The 17,635-nt window shown below is 53.1% G+C and carries 19 protein-coding genes and 1 pseudogene; 8 read left to right on the top strand and 12 right to left on the bottom strand.

Translation table 11 applies throughout. From position 1 onward, the window contains the following. Nucleotides 1-43: 43 nt before the first annotated feature. Genes C5687_RS07780 through C5687_RS07770 form a run of 3 tightly spaced genes read right to left on the bottom strand, consistent with a single transcriptional unit; the run spans nucleotide 44 to nucleotide 1,883 of the window. Nucleotides 44-586, bottom strand: a complete 543-nt coding sequence (locus C5687_RS07780; RefSeq protein WP_047958007.1) for a 1,2-dihydroxy-3-keto-5-methylthiopentene dioxygenase — start codon at nucleotides 584-586, stop codon at nucleotides 44-46. Beyond that, nucleotides 583-1,272: an acireductone synthase gene (mtnC, locus tag C5687_RS07775; RefSeq protein ID WP_047958008.1), complete on the bottom strand. Its 690-nt coding sequence runs from the start codon at nucleotides 1,270-1,272 to the stop codon at nucleotides 583-585. Before mtnC ends, C5687_RS07780 begins: the two co-directional genes overlap by 4 nt. Next, the gene (locus C5687_RS07770) at nucleotides 1,269-1,883 is read right to left on the bottom strand and encodes a methylthioribulose 1-phosphate dehydratase (RefSeq protein WP_025756316.1); all 615 of its coding nucleotides are present in this window, start codon (nucleotides 1,881-1,883) and stop codon (nucleotides 1,269-1,271) included. Before C5687_RS07770 ends, mtnC begins: the two co-directional genes overlap by 4 nt. 122 nt (nucleotides 1,884-2,005) lie before the next feature. Between C5687_RS07770 and C5687_RS07765 the strand changes: the two genes are divergently transcribed. Beyond that, a complete protein-coding gene (locus tag C5687_RS07765) occupies nucleotides 2,006-3,166 on the top strand; it encodes a pyridoxal phosphate-dependent aminotransferase (RefSeq protein WP_104556690.1) in 1,161 nt (386 codons plus the stop codon). On the opposite strand, the gene C5687_RS07760 is transcribed toward C5687_RS07765, so the two are convergent. From C5687_RS07760 to citR, 3 genes are all read right to left on the bottom strand, one after another. Next, a complete protein-coding gene (locus tag C5687_RS07760) occupies nucleotides 3,167-3,793 on the bottom strand; it encodes an IbrB-like domain-containing protein (RefSeq protein ID WP_104556689.1) in 627 nt (208 codons plus the stop codon). Beyond that, nucleotides 3,778-5,001: a phosphoadenosine phosphosulfate reductase gene (locus tag C5687_RS07755; RefSeq protein ID WP_104556688.1), complete on the bottom strand. Its 1,224-nt coding sequence runs from the start codon at nucleotides 4,999-5,001 to the stop codon at nucleotides 3,778-3,780. Before C5687_RS07755 ends, C5687_RS07760 begins: the two co-directional genes overlap by 16 nt. A 174-nt stretch (nucleotides 5,002-5,175) precedes the next feature. Beyond that, nucleotides 5,176-6,075 (bottom strand): DNA-binding transcriptional repressor CitR, encoded by a 900-nt coding sequence (gene citR / locus C5687_RS07750; RefSeq protein ID WP_095452212.1) that lies wholly within the window; start codon nucleotides 6,073-6,075, stop codon nucleotides 5,176-5,178. Nucleotides 6,076-6,712: 637 nt separating this feature from the next. Between citR and ahpC the strand changes: the two genes are divergently transcribed. Continuing rightward, complete coding sequence (gene ahpC / locus C5687_RS07745) at nucleotides 6,713-7,276, top strand: alkyl hydroperoxide reductase subunit C (RefSeq protein ID WP_008501015.1); 564 nt, start codon at nucleotides 6,713-6,715, stop codon at nucleotides 7,274-7,276. Nucleotides 7,277-7,464: 188 nt separating this feature from the next. Then, entirely contained in the window at nucleotides 7,465-9,030 is a 1,566-nt protein-coding gene (gene ahpF / locus C5687_RS07740) for an alkyl hydroperoxide reductase subunit F (RefSeq protein ID WP_104556687.1), read from the top strand. A gap of 56 nt (nucleotides 9,031-9,086) precedes the next feature. On the opposite strand, the gene uspG is transcribed toward ahpF, so the two are convergent. Continuing rightward, entirely contained in the window at nucleotides 9,087-9,515 is a 429-nt protein-coding gene (uspG, locus tag C5687_RS07735) for a universal stress protein UspG (RefSeq protein ID WP_025756322.1), read from the bottom strand. 180 nt (nucleotides 9,516-9,695) lie between these two features. On the opposite strand from uspG, the gene C5687_RS07730 reads away from it, so the two are divergent. Continuing rightward, complete coding sequence (locus C5687_RS07730) at nucleotides 9,696-10,934, top strand: zinc-dependent alcohol dehydrogenase (RefSeq protein ID WP_104556686.1); 1,239 nt, start codon at nucleotides 9,696-9,698, stop codon at nucleotides 10,932-10,934. 10 nt (nucleotides 10,935-10,944) lie between these two features. On the opposite strand, the gene yldA is transcribed toward C5687_RS07730, so the two are convergent. Then, the gene (gene yldA / locus C5687_RS25220; RefSeq protein WP_274378541.1) at nucleotides 10,945-11,034 is read right to left on the bottom strand and encodes a small membrane protein YldA; all 90 of its coding nucleotides are present in this window, start codon (nucleotides 11,032-11,034) and stop codon (nucleotides 10,945-10,947) included. A 138-nt stretch (nucleotides 11,035-11,172) separates the two neighbouring features. After that, nucleotides 11,173-11,583, bottom strand: coding sequence for a nucleoside diphosphate kinase regulator (gene rnk / locus C5687_RS07725; RefSeq protein WP_059386034.1), 411 nt, complete (start codon nucleotides 11,581-11,583; stop codon nucleotides 11,173-11,175). Between the two features lie 259 nt (nucleotides 11,584-11,842). Here rnk and C5687_RS07720 point away from each other — a divergent pair, with 259 nt between their 5' ends. Continuing rightward, nucleotides 11,843-12,460 (top strand): flavin reductase family protein, encoded by a 618-nt coding sequence (locus C5687_RS07720; protein ID WP_025756325.1) that lies wholly within the window; start codon nucleotides 11,843-11,845, stop codon nucleotides 12,458-12,460. Here C5687_RS07720 and rna read toward each other — a convergent pair. After that, on the bottom strand, nucleotides 12,454-13,263 hold the full coding sequence (gene rna / locus C5687_RS07715; RefSeq protein ID WP_059386035.1) for a ribonuclease I: 810 nt from the start codon (nucleotides 13,261-13,263) through the stop codon (nucleotides 12,454-12,456). The genes C5687_RS07720 and rna overlap by 7 nt on opposite strands. 94 nt (nucleotides 13,264-13,357) lie before the next feature. Next, nucleotides 13,358-14,725 (bottom strand): anaerobic C4-dicarboxylate transporter DcuC, encoded by a 1,368-nt coding sequence (dcuC, locus tag C5687_RS07710; protein WP_045286223.1) that lies wholly within the window; start codon nucleotides 14,723-14,725, stop codon nucleotides 13,358-13,360. A 393-nt stretch (nucleotides 14,726-15,118) separates the two neighbouring features. Between dcuC and pagP the strand changes: the two genes are divergently transcribed. Both pagP and cspE read left to right on the top strand, forming a co-directional pair. Beyond that, the gene (gene pagP, locus C5687_RS07705; RefSeq protein WP_047958016.1) at nucleotides 15,119-15,736 is read left to right on the top strand and encodes a lipid IV(A) palmitoyltransferase PagP; all 618 of its coding nucleotides are present in this window, start codon (nucleotides 15,119-15,121) and stop codon (nucleotides 15,734-15,736) included. 190 nt (nucleotides 15,737-15,926) lie between these two features. Next, nucleotides 15,927-16,136 (top strand): transcription antiterminator/RNA stability regulator CspE, encoded by a 210-nt coding sequence (cspE, locus tag C5687_RS07700; protein WP_002439184.1) that lies wholly within the window; start codon nucleotides 15,927-15,929, stop codon nucleotides 16,134-16,136. Nucleotides 16,137-16,355: 219 nt separating this feature from the next. Here cspE and crcB read toward each other — a convergent pair whose 3' ends face one another. Further along, complete coding sequence (gene crcB / locus C5687_RS07695; RefSeq protein WP_025756329.1) at nucleotides 16,356-16,739, bottom strand: fluoride efflux transporter CrcB; 384 nt, start codon at nucleotides 16,737-16,739, stop codon at nucleotides 16,356-16,358. Nucleotides 16,740-16,806: 67 nt separating this feature from the next. Between crcB and C5687_RS07690 the strand changes: the two are divergent. Further along, nucleotides 16,807-17,597: pseudogene (locus tag C5687_RS07690) on the top strand (deaminated glutathione amidase). The last annotated feature ends 38 nt before the right edge of the window (nucleotides 17,598-17,635 follow it).

Below are 17,635 nucleotides of genomic sequence, written 5' to 3'. Positions count from 1 at the left end.
AAAGTTCCTTCATTTTGAAGGAACTAATATTCATATTTTAGTTTTATGCCAGTCGCGGATACGCATCCGCAATCGCATCACCGGTAAACCGGGCCACCCAGCCTTCCGGGTTGTCAAAAATACGGATCGCGGTAAAATTCGGCTCTGAACCCATATCAAACCAGTGCGGCGTGCCCGCCGGCACGGAAATCAGGTCGTTTTTCTCGCACAGCACCTGATACACCTCATCACCAATGTGCAGGCAGAACAGCCCGGCACCTTCTACAAAGAAGCGCACTTCATCTTCGCCGTGGGTGTGCTCGTTCAGGAACTTCGCGCGCAGCGCCTCTTTCTGCGGGTTGTCGGCGCGCAGGCTGATCACATCCCAGCTCTGGTAACCCTTCTCCGCCACCAGCTTATCGATCGCATGCTGATAAGCTTCGATCACGGCTTCAGGCGTGGGGTCCTGTCCTAAATCCCGATCGGCCGCCCAGCGTTCAAAGCGCACGCCTTTGGCGTTGAGCTGTTGGGCAATTTCGTCCGCGTCGGTGCTGTGCCACTGATGCTTACTGGCGTCTTTATCAGAGTAAATCGTTAATGCGCTCATGAAGGGATCTGCTCCGGGTTAATCTCGTCAAACTGGTGAACCTGATGATGGTGGCTTGCGCCGTCATCATCACCGCGAATCAGCTGCAGGGTGCGAAAACCTGCCTGTTCAGCCGCGTCCAGCTCCTGATGAATATCTGACAGGAACAGGATCTGCGACGGGGAGATGCCCGTTTGCGCCGCAATGTTCTGATAAGACTGCACTTCACGCTTGGCGCCGATATGGGTATCAAAATAGCCGCTGAACAGATGAGTAATATCACCTTCGTCGCTGTAGCCAAATAACAGTTTTTGCGCTGCGACGGAGCCAGAGGAATAAACATAGAGATCAATCCCTTGCGCTTTCCATTTTTCCAGCGCAGGGAGCACGTCCGGGTAGAGATGGCCGGTAAAGTCGCCATTGACGTATCCGTCGTGCCAGATAATCCCCTGCAGTGCCTTCAGCGCCGTCGATTTGCGGTCTTCATCCATAAAGGTAAACAGGGTGTCGATAAGCGTGCTGACGCTGGCGTGCGGCGCGTCAATTTCATCGCGCAGGTTGTCCAGAATGGATTTGACCGGCTCGGCGTACTGCTGAGCGGTGACGAAGGCCGCCAGACGCTCACGCGCGTAGGGGAACAAAACATCATGGACAAAACGGATATCGCTGGTGGTGCCTTCAATATCCGTCACAATTGCGCGAATCATACCTTCTCCAGTTGTCGTAAACGCATTTCGCATTCAAATAAGAATTCTAACCCTTCAAGATGACGGCGGGCCTCGGCCACATCGCGTCCCCAGCAGGTTAAGCCATGACCGCGCAGAAGAAAACCATAATTAAGCGGGCGTTCCTGTGCGTAATGGGCGATTCGCGAGGCGAGGGCGTCGATATCCTGATCGTTGTCAAACACCGGAATGGCCACCGTATCCAGATGGCTGGTTTGCCCGGTGAGGGATTTTTGCATCTCGAAGCCGCTGATGTTGAGCTCAGCTTCTTTCACCAGACGCGACAGCACCGTGGCGTTAACCGTGTGAACATGCAACACGGCGTTGGCTTCCGGGAACAGACGATAGATCAGGGTGTGCAGCCCGGTCTCCGCCGAGGGCTTGCGGCCAGATGGCGCGCGGTTGGTGGCGATCTCCACCTGCAAAAAATCCTCTGTTGTGAGGCTGCCTTTGTCTTTTCCGGATTCACTGAGCCAGCACAGATGTTCGTCCTGACGCACCGACATATTGCCGCCGGTGGCAGGCGCCCAGCCTTTGGCCCCGATCCAGCGGCAGGCGTCGACCAGAGAGGTGAGTTGCGGGTTGTCTGTCATTGCCTTGTATCCTCCCGGACAGGAATATGAATAGCATATAGACGTCTAAGCGTCTTGATTGCCAAAGACTAACATCGTGTTATAGTGGCGGCAACATAAGTATTACAAGCAGGCATAACACAATGAGCACTAACGCATTGATTCCGCAGAGTAAGCTTCCTCAACTGGGGACAACCATCTTTACGCAGATGAGCGCCCTGGCGCAGCAGCACAATGCGATTAACCTTTCGCAGGGGTTCCCGGATTTTGACGGACCGTCATATTTGCAGTCGCGCCTGGCGTACCACGTCGCACAGGGGGCGAATCAGTACGCGCCGATGACCGGCGTGCAGGCGCTGCGGGAGGCCATTGCGGACAAAACGGCTGAGCTATATGGCCATAAGCCTGATGCAAATACTGACATCACGGTGACGGCAGGGGCTACCGAAGCGCTGTATGCGGCGATCACGGCGCTGGTCCGCACCGGCGATGAGGTGATCTGCTTTGACCCAAGCTACGACAGCTACGCGCCGGCGGTTGAACTCTCCGGCGGCGTGGTAAAACGGGTGGCGTTACAGCCACCGCATTTCCGTCCTGACTGGCAGGCATTCGCTGCGCTGCTGAGTGACAAAACCCGCCTGGTGATCCTGAATACGCCGCATAATCCCTCGGCGACCGTGTGGCAGAAGGCCGATTTCGCCGCGCTGTGGCAGGCTATCGCCGAACGCGAGATTTATGTTCTGAGCGATGAAGTGTACGAGCACATCTGCTTTGCAGAGGAAGGGCACGCCAGCGTGCTGGCCCATCCGCAGCTTCGCGAGCGGGCTATCGCCGTGTCGTCATTCGGTAAAACCTATCATATGACCGGCTGGAAAGTGGGCTACTGCATCGCGCCGGCCGCCATTAGCGCGGAGCTGCGCAAAGTGCACCAGTACCTGACGTTTGCCGTGAATACGCCAGCCCAGCTGGCGCTGGCCGATATGCTGCGCGCTGAACCTGGACATTATCGCGAATTACCGCATTTTTACCGCGAACGTCGGGATCTGTTTGTCTCAGCGCTCAGTAAAAGCCGTCTGGAGATTTTGCCTTCGGAAGGGACTTACTTCCTGCTGGCTGACTACAGCGCGGTTTCCGATCTGGATGACGTCAGCTTCTGCCAGTGGCTGACCAAAGAGGTGGGTGTGGCGGCGATCCCGTTATCGGTATTTTGCGCCGATCCCTTCCCGCATAAGCTGATCCGTCTCTGCTTTGCGAAACAGGAATCGACGCTGCTGGCGGCGGCAGAACGTCTAAACGCGCTCTGATTATTTTACCGTCCAGGCTTCGGAGTATCGACGGTCTGCAAAGAGTTCCAGCAGACCGTTGATTTGCCTGAGGCGCAGGACCTCGTCGTTGTCCATCCCCAGTTCCTGACTGATTTTCTCGTCATCCCAGCCAAGCTGGGCCAGCTCGCGGACGATGTCGGACATCGCGTTAATCTGGTGACGACCCCGGGCACGATTATGGCGAATGGTGGCCGCCATCCGGTCGAACTTTTTCTGCCGTTCTTTACGCAGAAAGGTGACGGGCAGGTAGCCTTTAAGCTGGCGCTTTAACACCGCCCGGTTCGAACCCATTTCGTGGCGGTGAAAGCCGTCGACGATTTCATAATGTTGAGTACCGCTTTCCGTTACCACAATGGGCTGGGTGAAACCGTCCAGCTCCAGTGATTTGCAGAGCAGCCGTTTTTCCGGCGGCGCGACGTTATTGGGGTTGTAATCGTTCGCGGTGATATCGTCCTGTTTAATCCACAGCACGCAGTCGACAGGCTGCTCACGGAAAGGGCTATTTTCATGAATGGCCTGACGAAAGGCGTTGATGGCTTCAATGCGTTGGTCTTCGGGAAGAGACTGAAGATAACGTTTAATTTCCTGAATCAATCGTTGCTGCATAATATTCCCCACTCCTTGCGTTTTGACTTTATCCGTTCGCTGTAACGCTGATAATGCTTTGGTTTATTAGGACTGAATGAAAGCGCCCGACACCAGTAGTCATTATTGAGTAATACCTTGCACACGCGTCGCCAGGACGGAATATCTTTCGCCCCGATATCGCCTTCCTGCCTGTCGGGAATATCGGCCATGCCTCTCTTCTGATACCAGTGCAAATAAATCGCGATTTTATTGCGGTAATGTTCCGCCGTCATTTGCGGCATGCTGTCGAGCAGCAGCAGGGCGTATTCACGCCAGCTGAGCGCGTCGGGTTTCAGAATTTTTCGGTGGCCATAAAAATGATTGTCCTGCCCGGCATAGACGCCACCGCAGTGAACGCCCGCCACCCGCTCGCACATCGCCACCCAGCGCTCGGGCTCCACGACGTGATAGAGCCACAACCCCTGGCGCTGCTCGGGGCCAAAGGGTTCACAGATGCGCATATAGCGCGGGGGGACGCCCGCCTGGAACATCAGGTCGTAAAGCGGGTTATAGCATCCGCCCGTTTTGGCAAACCATGTCCAGATATCAGCGGTTTTCCAGTCATAAAGCGGATAGATATACCAGGCGTGGCCGCCAGGGGCGACGGTGGTCCAGGGTTTGTCATCGGCAAAACGCTGCTTTCGCGCATTGGCGATGGTCAAAAAACGGTTGTAGGATTCATCGGCGCGAATACCGACCATCATTGCCGCCGGGCGTCGTTGGGCATACCAGTCGGAAAAGGCGCGGACAAAGGCTTCAAACGTCATGCCTGGCTGGTAGAAATCGAAGTAAGCCGGATCGGTAATCGCCTCTGCAGGCGGCTGGCGCACCCACTGTTTCCCTGGCTCCCAGCATTGCCATTCTGGCTCGAATTGTGTCAGGGCATTTTGGGTGGTGAGTGGGAGCGCAACCCACCAGTATTGTTCAATGACGTCGGCGTATTGCGCGAGCATATTATTTACATGCTGAATGGTATAGGTAAACTGCGCTTCCCAGTCGATAAAAAGCAGATGAATTTTTCTCCCCATTTTGCGGGCCTGGCGGGCCGTTAAATGCAGCATAATGGTGGAATCTTTCCCACCTGAAAATGAAACACAAACTCTGGATAGATTCTCAAGCGTCCATGTTATGCGGTCCTCCGCAGCCTCCAGGACATTTTTATTGAGCGGATACTTATACATTGACATAACCAATCTTCTCCCTGGATATAAATACCGGATGGGTGTCAATTAAGGTGTGAGGATAATAGTAGTGAAAAACAGGAGCAGGTAAATGAAAAAGAGAAAAGTTTTTATTATCTATAAATGAGGATTATCTGTTTATAAAAGAAAAAGGGCTGTGTGAACCCCAGCCCGAGGTGTTTAAATTTCCGCAACTTGTTCAATAAAGGTCGAGAAAATCGAGCTGTTAAGGGCAGAGCGGTTATAAATCATGAACACATCCAGAGGGGGAAGGGTGAAGGGGGTGTCCAGTTTTTTGAGCCGCATCACCTCTTTGTATTTTTCATATAATGCTTCGGGTATATTGCCGATGAGATGTGAGGCGCTGATCATGGCGAGGATCGTGTATACGGAATCGCAACGGAAACCAATGTTTTTCTCAGCGTGCAACTTATCAATCTGTGACTGGTAGTGCTTCATGCCGGGTTCATCGCTCAGGAATACCGTAAATTTTTCTTCCTGAAGCGCTTCCATCGTGACAACGTCTTTCAGCCGCGGGTGATCCTGACTGCAGGCCATAATGACTGGATAGCTTGCATAAGGGACGCATACCATTGAACGGTTGTTAACCGGCGCCATAGAAAAAATAAGATCCGCTTTACGGTACGCCAGCAAGTCTTCTGCGGAATCAGCAGTCAGCAGCATATCGTGAAGCTCTATCTCGTAATTATGATGTCTCATCAAGAGTTTAAGCGGAGTAATCAGGTTTTCCGTCGTCAGGATTTGTGGACTGTAGACGATAAAATTCTTTTTAAGTGCAGACGCATTCATAATGTTGATTGTCTGCTCAAGCTGATTGAGGTTTTGCTCAAGATGATGGTGAAGATTGACACCCACCGTGGTGGGCGTAATTCCTTTCCCCGAACGGATAAACAGCGGATCGTTGAGCTGGTTACGCAGTCGCTGCAGCGATTGACTGACGGCTGACGGAGTAATGTACAGCGTTTCTGCTGCCTTGCTGATGCTCAGGTGCTGGTAGATACATTCGAAAATGACCAGCAGGTTGAGATCGAATTTTTTAAGGTCGTAAAGGTTTGCCATGTTTCATCCTGAGTGAGCTGCGTTGCGTTATCACATCACTGATAACTATAGAACTAAGTTAACTATTTACCATCCGTGATAGTTAACTAACTTAATTGTTATTGAATGCGAACTTAATATATCACGAACGTAGATTAATGAAATAGAGCTTCAATTATGATGAAGATATTTTTATCTTTAAAAACGCAGATAAAATTGAATAAAAATAGTGTCGTTTATATATCGACAAGTAAATATCACTCATTTCTATTTTTCATGCCGGATAAGAGGGGCGTGCGTGAAAAGGACCGTTTGGTAAAACCTATCACAGCCATAGATACGATTACCCCTTTCGCGCATTGCTCTGGGGCAGTACGGGTGCTGTAATCAGGAGGCTGTTACGATCCTGATATAAAGGTAAGTAGAGCGCAACGCAACGCCAGTGTTACTGGCACTGAAAGTTCCTGTGGAAAGTTCAGGTATCAGGGCCGCCCACCAGGGCGGCCTTTTTACTTTCGGGCTTTTGTTTATTCAGTTCTTAACGTTGTCTTGATTGGGTTGTTAGGTTTGGCTGATTGATTTGATAAAGCATACGCATTAGCCCCGATGGATAAAGTTGGTTACCTTACATCTCAACGAAAACACGGAGGAAGTACAGATGTCTTTGATTAATACCAAAATTAAACCTTTCAAAAACCAGGCGTTCAAAAACGGTGAGTTCATTGAAGTCACTGAGAAAGATACCGAAGGCCGCTGGAGCGTGTTCTTCTTCTATCCTGCTGACTTCACCTTCGTTTGCCCGACTGAACTGGGTGACGTGGCAGATCACTACGACGAACTGCAGAAGCTGGGCGTAGACGTTTACTCTGTGTCTACCGACACCCACTTCACCCACAAAGCATGGCACAGCAGCTCTGAAACCATCGCCAAAATCAAATACGCGATGATCGGTGACCCGACTGGCGCCCTGACCCGTAACTTCGACAACATGCGTGAAGATGAAGGCCTGGCTGACCGCGCGACCTTCGTTGTTGACCCGCAGGGCATTATCCAGGCTATCGAAGTTACCGCTGAAGGTATCGGCCGTGATGCTTCTGACCTGCTGCGTAAAGTGAAAGCGGCTCAGTATGTTGCTTCTCACCCAGGCGAAGTCTGCCCGGCGAAATGGAAAGAAGGCGAAGCGACTCTGGCGCCATCTCTGGACCTGGTCGGTAAGATCTAAGTCTGTACAGCCTGGCGGCGCTGCGCTTGCACAGGCCTGCAGTATCGTAGGCCGGGTAAACGAAGTGCCACCCGGCAATCAATGGGCGCACCCGCGCCCATTTCATTCCAGCACCATGATGCAAGTTGCATTCAGGCCGCCCGCAGAAAGGCTGCTTGCATGATGACGTTTTAAGAGAGGGAAGAATAATGCTCGACACTACGATGAAAACCCAGCTCAAGGCCTACCTTGAGAAACTGACCAAACCTGTTGAGCTGATTGCCACGCTGGACGACAGCGCGAAATCGGCAGAAATCAAGGAACTGCTGGCAGAGATCGCTGAACTGTCGCCAAAAGTGACGTTCAAAGAAGACAATACCCTGGCAGTCCGTAAGCCTTCTTTCCTGATAACCAACCCAGGCTCTGATCGGGGGCCGCGCTTTGCCGGTTCTCCGCTGGGGCATGAATTTACCTCGCTGGTGCTGGCCCTGCTGTGGACCGGCGGCCATCCGTCGAAAGAAGCACAGGCGCTGCTGGAGCAGATCCGCGATATCGACGGCGATTTTGAGTTTGAGACCTATTACTCACTCTCCTGCCACAACTGCCCGGACGTGGTGCAGGCGCTGAACCTGATGTCGGTTCTGAACCCGCGCATCAAACACACGGCTATTGACGGGGGTACTTTCCAAAACGAAATCACCGATCGCAACGTGATGGGCGTTCCGGCAGTGTTCCTGAATGGGCAGGAGTTTGGCCAGGGCCGTATGACCCTGACGGAAATTGTTGCCAAAGTGGATACCGGTGCCGAAAAACGGGCTGCCGAAGAGCTGAACACGCGTGATGCGTATGATGTCCTGATTGTCGGTTCTGGCCCGGCGGGCGCGGCGGCGGCGGTGTACTCCGCACGTAAAGGGATCCGTACCGGCCTGATGGGCGAACGTTTTGGTGGTCAGGTACTGGATACCGTGGACATTGAAAACTATATCTCTGTACCGAAAACCGAAGGTCAGAAACTGGCCGGGGCACTGAAGGCGCACGTCAGTGATTACGCCGTGGATGTGATCGACAGCCAGAGCGCCAGCAAGCTGGTTCCGGCCGCGGTTGAAGGTGGCTTGCATCAGATTGAAACCGCCTCCGGCGCTGTGCTGAAAGCGCGCAGCATTATCATTGCTACCGGCGCGAAATGGCGCAACATGAACGTCCCGGGCGAAGATCAGTATCGCACTAAGGGCGTGACCTACTGCCCGCACTGCGATGGTCCGCTGTTCAAAGGGAAACGCGTGGCGGTGATCGGCGGCGGTAACTCCGGCGTGGAAGCGGCTATCGACCTGGCGGGTATTGTGGAACACGTTACCCTGCTGGAGTTTGCCCCAGAGATGAAAGCCGACCAGGTTCTGCAGGACAAAGTACGCAGCCTGAAAAACGTCGACATCATCCTGAACGCGCAGACCACGGAAGTGAAGGGCGACGGCAGCAAGGTGACCGGTCTGGAATACCGCGACCGCGTGAGTGGCGATGTCCACAGCGTAGCGCTTTCGGGGATCTTCGTGCAGATTGGCCTGCTGCCAAACACCACCTGGCTGGAAGGGGCGATTGAGCGCAACCGTATGGGCGAAATCATCATTGATGCGAAGTGTGAGACCAGCGTGAAGGGCGTATTTGCGGCCGGCGACTGCACCACCGTGCCTTACAAACAGATCATCATCGCCACTGGCGAAGGTGCGAAGGCGTCCCTGAGTTCATTCGACTACCTGATTCGCACCAAAACCGCATAAAAAAAGTAAGACGACACCTGCAATAGCAAGAGGCCACCGGAAGGTGGCCTCTTTTTTTATCTGACAACCATCACCGGAATGTGCGTGTGGCGGATCACGCTGGAGGCGTTCGACCCGAGCAGATGCGTGGTGATGGACGGGTTACGCGAACCGATGACCACCACGTCAGCTTTTAGTTCGTTTGCCAGTTCGTTTACCGCATCACGCACGCTGCCAAACCGGACGTGCGTTTTGATGCGTGAAGGGTCGATGCTGAAATGGCCAACCATGGTTTGCAGGCGAGTTTCCGCCTCGTGCTGCAAGTGCTCCTCGAAGCGACGCACATCGGCGGCGAAGCGGTGAAGGCTCAGGCTGGCGGAGCCTGGCAGCACGTGCAACAGATGGATGACACCGTCCTGCTGCGCCAGGAACTCGGCATGGCGTACGGCCTTGTCGCTCAGCTCCATCTCAAAAACATCAACCGGCATAATGATTCTCTGATACATACCCGTTTCTCCTTGTTTATAAACGCTGAACTCATTCAACCACAAAATAGACATGGTTTCTGTAAGCGCCCCGGCAGTTTTCTCATCTCGCCAGGATAAATCTCAAAAGGCCCGTATTCCCGGGCAGACCTTCAGGGGTAGCTACCCTTATACACTTACCAGGAACCTTTCGGAGGTCGCATGAAAGCACTTACGTATCACGGTCCGCACCATGTTCGCGTCGAGAATGTCCCTGACCCCATCATTGAACAGCCCGACGATATCATTCTGCGCGTTACGGCCACGGCGATCTGCGGCTCCGATTTGCATCTCTACCGCGGAAAAATCCCGAAGGTGCAGCACGGCGATATTTTTGGTCACGAATTCATGGGCGAAATTGTTGAGTGCGGCTCAGAGGTGAAGCAGCTGCAGAAGGGCGATCGCGTGGTCATCCCTTTTGTTATCGCCTGCGGGGACTGTTTCTTTTGTCGTCTGCAGCAGTACGCGGCCTGTGAGAATACCAATGCCGGACAGGGTGCGGCCCTGAACAAAAAGCAAATCCCCGCGCCGGCGGCGCTGTTTGGCTATAGCCATCTCTACGGCGGCGTGCCGGGGGGACAGGCGGAATACGTGCGCGTGCCGAAAGGTAACGTCGGGCCGTTTAAAGTCCCGCAGCTTCTTTCTGATGATAAGGCGCTGTTCCTGTCGGATATTTTGCCCACGGCCTGGCAGGCGGCAAAAAATGCGCAGATTGAAAAAGGCTCAAGCGTGGCGGTTTACGGTGCCGGGCCGGTGGGGCTACTGACCATTGCCTGCGCGCGGCTGTTAGGGGCTGAGCAAATATTTGTTATCGATCACCACCCGTATCGGTTGCAGTTTGCCGAGGCGCGTTACGGTGCCATCCCCATCAACTTTGATGAAGATAATGACGCCGCGGAAAAAATCATCGAGCAGACCGCTGGCCAGCGTGGGGTTGATGCCGTGATTGATGCGGTAGGATTCGAAGCGAAAGGCAGCACCACGGAAACGATCCTCAGCAATCTTAAAATTGAAGGCAGCAGCGGGAAAGCATTGCGTCAGTGTATTGCGGCCGTTCGCCGTGGCGGGGTGGTCAGCGTACCCGGCGTGTACGCCGGGTTTATTCATGGCTTCCTGTTTGGCGATGCCTTCGATAAGGGGCTGACGTTTAAGATGGGCCAGACGCACGTTCACGCCTGGCTGGGCGAACTGTTACCGCTGATCGAAAAAGGGCTGCTTACGCCGGAAGAGATCGTCACCCATTATCTCCCCCTTGCGGATGCGGAACGCGCCTATAAGATTTTCGAAAAACGGGAGGAGGAGTGCCGGAAGGTGATCCTGGTTCCTGGCGCCGAAACGCCCGAGGCGGCGGAACAGCAGGTTAAAGGGTTGGTAAATGCCTTTCCGGGTGGGGTGGTGTGAGGTGACTCATCTACCAGTGGCGCTCCAGATAAAGCACCGCCGTGACGATTATCGCCACAAAAATGAGAAAAATAAGCGTGATAGCTCCTATCTCACTCATGACCGTCCCCGCGGTACCAAAACAGATTAAGCGTGGATTAAGGCCATTTTGCGCGATATAGGAAATTAGGGTGAATTGGCGGAAAGAGGATGCGACAGCATCCTCTGTGCAACGCGGGGCGCGCTTGTTCAGAAGGGGTTAACGCAGATAATCGCCCGCCGCTTCTGGCTGGTAGAGTAACGCAAGGACTTCCAGATGGGTTGAGGCGCCGCCCGGTAATTCCCAGTGGATGGTATCCCCCGCGCGCAGCCCCAGCAGTGCGGCCCCTACAGGTGCAAGGACAGAAAGCTGAGTGCTGCTGTCCGTCATCTGCGCCGGGTAAACCAGCGTGCGGGTCAGCTCTTCACCGGTGGTCAGGTTGCGGAATTTTACCTGGCTGTTCATGGTGACCACGTCATGGGGCATTGACTCAGGCGTGCACATTTGCGCCCGGTCGAGCTCCTCATTCAGGGCGTCTGCCACTGGCAGTGAGGCAAATTCTGCTTTTTCCAGCAGTCTGTCGATACGTTCTGCGTCGAGCTCGTTAATGATAATGGTTGGTCTGGACATTTTTACTCCATGTCGTTAATGCTGCGTGTTACGCAGAAACTGATCCAAAAGAAAACCCTCGCCGTCTGGCAGCGAGGGTTTAACTCTCCCGATGATACTGGCTGAGCGCGTAAGTTTGAAGTGATGAAGGTCACATTCATGGTCCATATGAATTTTCGTTGAAATTTATTCAGTCTTCCTTTCCGCTGGATTGCGTTACGCTGAGCGTTCTGAACCGGGGTCTGGTGCGAAGCGCCATGCCCACCAACGAGAGAGCACTATGTACTTCTATCAACCGTCTCAGGGGCACGGCCTGCCGCATGACCCGCTGAATGCCATTATTGGCCCACGTCCTATCGGCTGGATCTCCTCATCTGATAAGGCCGGTCAGTTGAACCTCGCACCGTACAGCTTCTTTAACTGCTTTAACTATCGTCCACCCATCATTGGTTTTTCCAGCAACGGCTGGAAGGACAGCGTGCGTAATATTACCGAAACGGGAGAGTTTGTCTGGAACCTGGCCACGCGCGATCTGGCTGAAGCGATGAACCAAACGTCCGCGATGCTTCCGCACGATAGGGATGAGTTTACCTTTTCCGGATTGACGCCGGCGGCGAGCCAGCTTGTTAAGGCGCCGCGCGTGGCGGAGAGCCCGGTGAACTTTGAGTGCCGCCTGTCGCAGTGCATTCAGCTGACCGGCGCCGACGGTACGCCGGTTGATACCTGGCTGGTGCTGGGGGAAGTGGTCGGTATCCATATTGCCGAATCGCTGCTGGAAGAGGGGATCTACCAGACGGCGAAAGCGCAGCCCATCCTGCGTGCGGGTGGGCCGACGGCGTACTATGGCATCAGTGATGAAAACCGGTTTGATATGGTTCGCCCGGGTGCGGGTCAGTAACCGGCCTTATCTACCACGAATTGTTTACCGCAGTTACCCGGATGTGGCTGCGGGGCAAATGACGTCGCAGACAGCGGGTTATTGATGGTGTCTGCCTTGAGTGAAATCTGCATTTCGGTCAGATACGCCGGATTGCCATTGCAGGTGAGCTTGAACGCTTTGACGTTTTCCTTGCCCCAGCTTTTGGCAACGGCGCGGTCAAAGTCGCTACGGTTGACGGTTTTCCCGTAGTTATCGGCGAGGAATTGACCGACAGCACTGCTTTTTACTTCCTGATTCATCCGCACCATCGTGCCGAAATAGGCATCGGGATCAAAACCAAAGCAGACGCCATGTTTGGCATACTCGTAACGCTCCAGGCAGGAATTACCGCCCGCGCCCGGCATCACGCTGTTAAGCTTTGCGGCACCGGACAGCGACAGTCCGGTTTCGGCGGCGGCACATTTGCGGCTGGCCTTCGCTTCCGGCAGGTTCGGGATCGGGCGCGTGGCGCAGCCAAAGCGCATCCACCGACGTTCATCCACGCCGCGGGCGGCAATCGATTTCGGCAGGCCTGGCCAGAGTCCGTGAACGGTCAGAAAATCGACTTTATTGTCGGTCTCTTTTTGCAGGCGACACTCGTCTGGTTCATTACGGTTGCGCTCGACCATGCTCTGACAAAACCCGGTTTGCCAGGACAGCGCCAGCACATAGCGATCGAAATCGCCATACTGCGTTGCCTTGAGCGGTTCGGCCTGTGCGGAGAAAACACAAAGAGCAAGCGCGATTGCGCCAGACGGGATAACGATATCCTTCCTGAACATATGATTTCCTGATCGAATGAGCACAATAAATTTCTGGAAGTTATTAAAGCACAAAAAGCGCCCGCAGGCGCTTTCTGGATAGCCGTAATTTAGCTTAGGCCGCGCCGGGAACCAGCACTTCGGTGGCGATAATCACAATAATCAGCCCAACAATCACGGGCACTGAGGTGCGTTTAACCACTTCGAATGGCGAAATTTTTGCCATCCCGGCTACGGCGACGACCACGCCCGACACCGGAGAGATAGTACGGCCCAGGTTTGACGCCTGCAGCATGGGAATGGAGAGGTACGCCGGGTTAATACCGGAGGAGTGAGCCAGTTTGGGGATCATCTCCACAAAAGCGTAGAAGGGCGCGTTACCGGAGCCGGTGGTCATGGCCGCCAGCATGGTGAGCACCACCAGAACCAGCATCAGGATAATACTGGCCGAGCCGAACGAGGTGGCAATGGAGATCAGGCTCTGGATAAAGCCAATGGTGCTCAGGCCCTGGGCAAAGACGCCTGCCGCAACCAGCAGCATCACCACCCCGGCAAAGGCATCCGCCATACCGCGATACGCCACTTCCAGACCGGAGAAGACGTTTTGCGTGTTAAAACCGCGCACAAATTCCAGCATGGCGGCCAGCAGCATACAGATCACCAGAATGGTGATGATGTGCAGCTGCGGACCCCATTTGCCGTCAAAAATCAGTACCCCGATAATCGGCGTGAAGGGCAGAATGGCATAAAACGCGGGTGCGGTGGTGGTGATTTCACTCACATCCATCATTTCGTGGCTGATGTTCTCTTTCTTATCCAGATAGCGCTGCCAGAAGAAATGCGCGATACCCATTCCCACAATGGCGACAATAGAGATCGGCAACGTGGTTTTAAAAGCGAAGTCGATGAGTGACATTTCCGCTGCCTTTGCTGCCAGCACAACATCACCTGAAGTCGGGGAGAGAATTATCGCTGCCGGTGACGCGCAAATTGCCGCTGCCGCGCCACGGCTGATACCGACGTTGACCATGACCGGGAACAGTGTGGCCATCAGCAGTACGCCAAGTCCGGTAGCCGACGACACGGCCAGCGACATCAGGCAGGCGAGGAAATAGGCGGCGACCATCAGCAGATAGGGCGAGTTGATGTACTGCAGGGGTTTTGAGGCAAGTTTAACTACCATGTCGTTGGCACCGATATGGGTCATGTAGGCGGCAAAGCCGCACAGCATCATGATCATCATACCCAGGTCGCCGCCGCGGCTCATGAGTAATATCTTAATGTATTCAACAATATCAGTGGCGGTGTAACCCGTACTGGTTGCGCTGGCTGGTAATACCTGATGCCCCATTATGGCGCTGATAATCAGCAGTGTTAAACCGCCAACAAATAATACGCCCGTGGCCGAGTAGCCTTTAATGATGTAGCGTGCGACACCGACAATGACGACGACCCCAATAAGGAGTTCGATAAACGTAAGCATGATTTCCCCTGTATCTTTGCTGCACTGGAGCACAAAAAATCAATAAAATAAGAAGGATGAAAATGTGCCGAATAAATGGCCCGTTCTTGCTGATTAAAATCAATAAACAGACGACTAGAGAACGGAACAACCGCATTTTTGCCATGGCCCATACATTTATGTCATGAGAGGCTTGACCGTCAGACATCGCGCAGGATGTCTTTATAATGATAACAAAATGTTAATAATCTGTGTAGTTTAGTATGTTATTGATTAAGAAGTTAAAGAGGTAAAAAGCCTACGTAATATGGGCTTATTCGAACGTCCCGACAGGTTTAATTAAGAATATTCCCGAAAAAAGGCCGGATAATTAGGAATAACAGCGATGCCGTTAAGTTCTTGTTCAACTATTTTATGGTAAACTTTGCCTCGAATACTAAGAATGGTAATTGCATTGTGATCGTACGTAATACTTTTTTCTCTATTTTGTTGTTTATTTTTGGGCAGTTAACGTTTTCTTCTGTTGCACAGGCAGCGGACAACGCGACGGATAAAGGCTGGTTCTCAACCTTTACAGATAATGTTTCCCAGACATGGTCGGCACCAGAACATTATGATCTCTATGTTCCGGCAATAACGTGGCATGCGCGCTTTGCTTATGACAAAGAGAAAACCGATAAATACAACGAGCGTCCCTGGGGGGCGGGTTTTGGTCAGTCGCGCTGGGATGAAAAGGGCAACTGGCACGGCATCTACCTGATGGCCTTTAAGGACTCGTTTAATAAATGGGAACCGATTGGCGGTTATGGCTGGGAGAAAACCTGGCGCCCGTTAGCAGACGAGAACTTCCACGTCGGTTTGGGCTATACCGCCGGGGTCACTGCGCGTGACAACTGGAACTACATTCCGATCCCGGTGCTGCTGCCGCTGGCCTCTATTGGCTATGGGCCGGCAACGTTCCAGATGACCTACATTCCCGGTACGTACAACAACGGTAACGTTTACTTCGCCTGGATGCGTTTTCAGTTTTAACTGAAAAAACTTTACATGTTGGTGAAAAAACGCGCAGGCGTTGATTCATAAACGATAAAAATCTGCCAGTGAAAATTAACGCGACTTTAGTCACTTTTTATCAAAGATCCGCTGGACAAAAGGTCCCACAATTGATGTACTGGTAACCGACACAGCATTTGTGTCGTTTTTTAATGTAAAGGTAATTTTGATGTCTAAGATTAAAGGTAACGTTAAGTGGTTTAATGAGTCCAAAGGATTCGGTTTCATTACTCCTGAAGATGGCAGCAAAGACGTGTTCGTACACTTCTCTGCAATCCAGTCTAATGGTTTCAAAACTCTGGCTGAAGGTCAGCGTGTAGAGTTCGAAATCACTAACGGTGCCAAAGGCCCTTCTGCTGCTAACGTAATCGCTCTGTAATTCAGACGCGTCAGCAAGAATTTCAAAACCCGCTCACTGAGCGGGTTTTTTTCGTTTTGAATCAGCCAAGCAGATACATTTTCAGGAAGCTGGCCACGATCAGCACGCTCAACAACACCATTCCTGCGCTCATCAGACTCTGTTTCATTCTGTCACCCTCGTTCAGTATTGCACTCAGAGTGACAGAGAAAAATTAAGCCAACATTAACGCGCCGGCTGTTAGTGCTGACTTGCAGTGGAAAATAGCCAAAATGCGATCCCCGTCATCGCAAAGGAGCCCAGCATGTTAATGGCGATGTTCACCAGCGCCCAGCCGATACGACCTTCCTGAAAGAGAAACACCACTTCTGCAGAGAAGGTGGAGAAGGTGGTTAAGCCGCCGCAGAAACCTGTCGTAATCAATACCTTCCACATTGGGTCGATGTGCGTCATGCGGTTAAACCAGGCCAGTCCCATGCCTATGATAAAGGCGCCAATCAGGTTCGCGGCAAGCGTCCCCATAGGAATCGCCTGATGCAGCGGGTTAAACCGCATACTCAGAAACCATCGCGCAACGCTACCCGTTCCCCCACCAATAAAAACGGCTAAAAGTAGTTGTAACACGCTTAATACCTGCTATTTGATGTGTAAGAGAAGCGAGTTTAACGCCGTTTATGATGAGGGGACAAATATGTATGTTGCGGTAGGACAATTTGCGGTCACGCCTGACTGGCAGGCGAACGCGAAAAAATGCGTCGACCTGATGTTGCAGGCCCAACAGAAAGGCGCGTCGCTGCTGGTGCTTCCTGAGGCGCTGCTGGCCAGGGATGATAATGACCCGGATTTATCCGTGAAGTCCGCGCAGCCGCTGGACGGTGAATTCTTACAGCAATTGCTCGCTCAGAGCGTGGGCAATACGATGACGACGATCTTAACAATCCATGTTCCCTCTATGCCGGGTCGGGCGGTGAATACGCTGGTGGCGATTCGTGACGGGAAGATTGTCGCACATTACGCCAAGCTGCATCTCTATGATGCCTTCAGCGTTCAGGAGTCCCGGCGGGTTGACCGGGGAGACCGTATATTCCCCCGCTGCTGGAGATTGACGGAGTAAAGATTGGGTTGATGACCTGCTACGACCTGCGTTTTCCGGAGCTGGCGCTCCATCTGGCGTTACAGGGCGCTGACGTTCTGGTATTGCCTGCCGCGTGGGTCAAAGGGCCGTTAAAAGAGCATCACTGGGCGACGCTGCTTGCTGCGCGCGCGCTGGATACGACCTGCTATGTGGTTGCAGCAGGCGAATGCGGCACGAAAAATATCGGGCAAAGCAGGGTGGTGGATCCGCTGGGGGTGACGATCGCCGCCGCCGCTGAAACCCCCGAGTTGCTGGTGGCGGAGATAAACGTAGACAGAATCGCGCTTGCACGTCAGCAATTACCTGTTCTTCGCAATCGTCGGTTTGCGCCACCGCAATTATTGTGATGTTTTTTTCAACAACGCTTGATTCACCTTGTTACAGA

It is taken from the genome of Enterobacter sichuanensis (assembly GCF_002939185.1).
Taxonomy (GTDB): Bacteria; Pseudomonadota; Gammaproteobacteria; order Enterobacterales; family Enterobacteriaceae; genus Enterobacter; species Enterobacter sichuanensis.
Note: the sequence above shows the minus strand (reverse complement) of the source record. Positions and strands in the feature narration are given on the sequence as shown.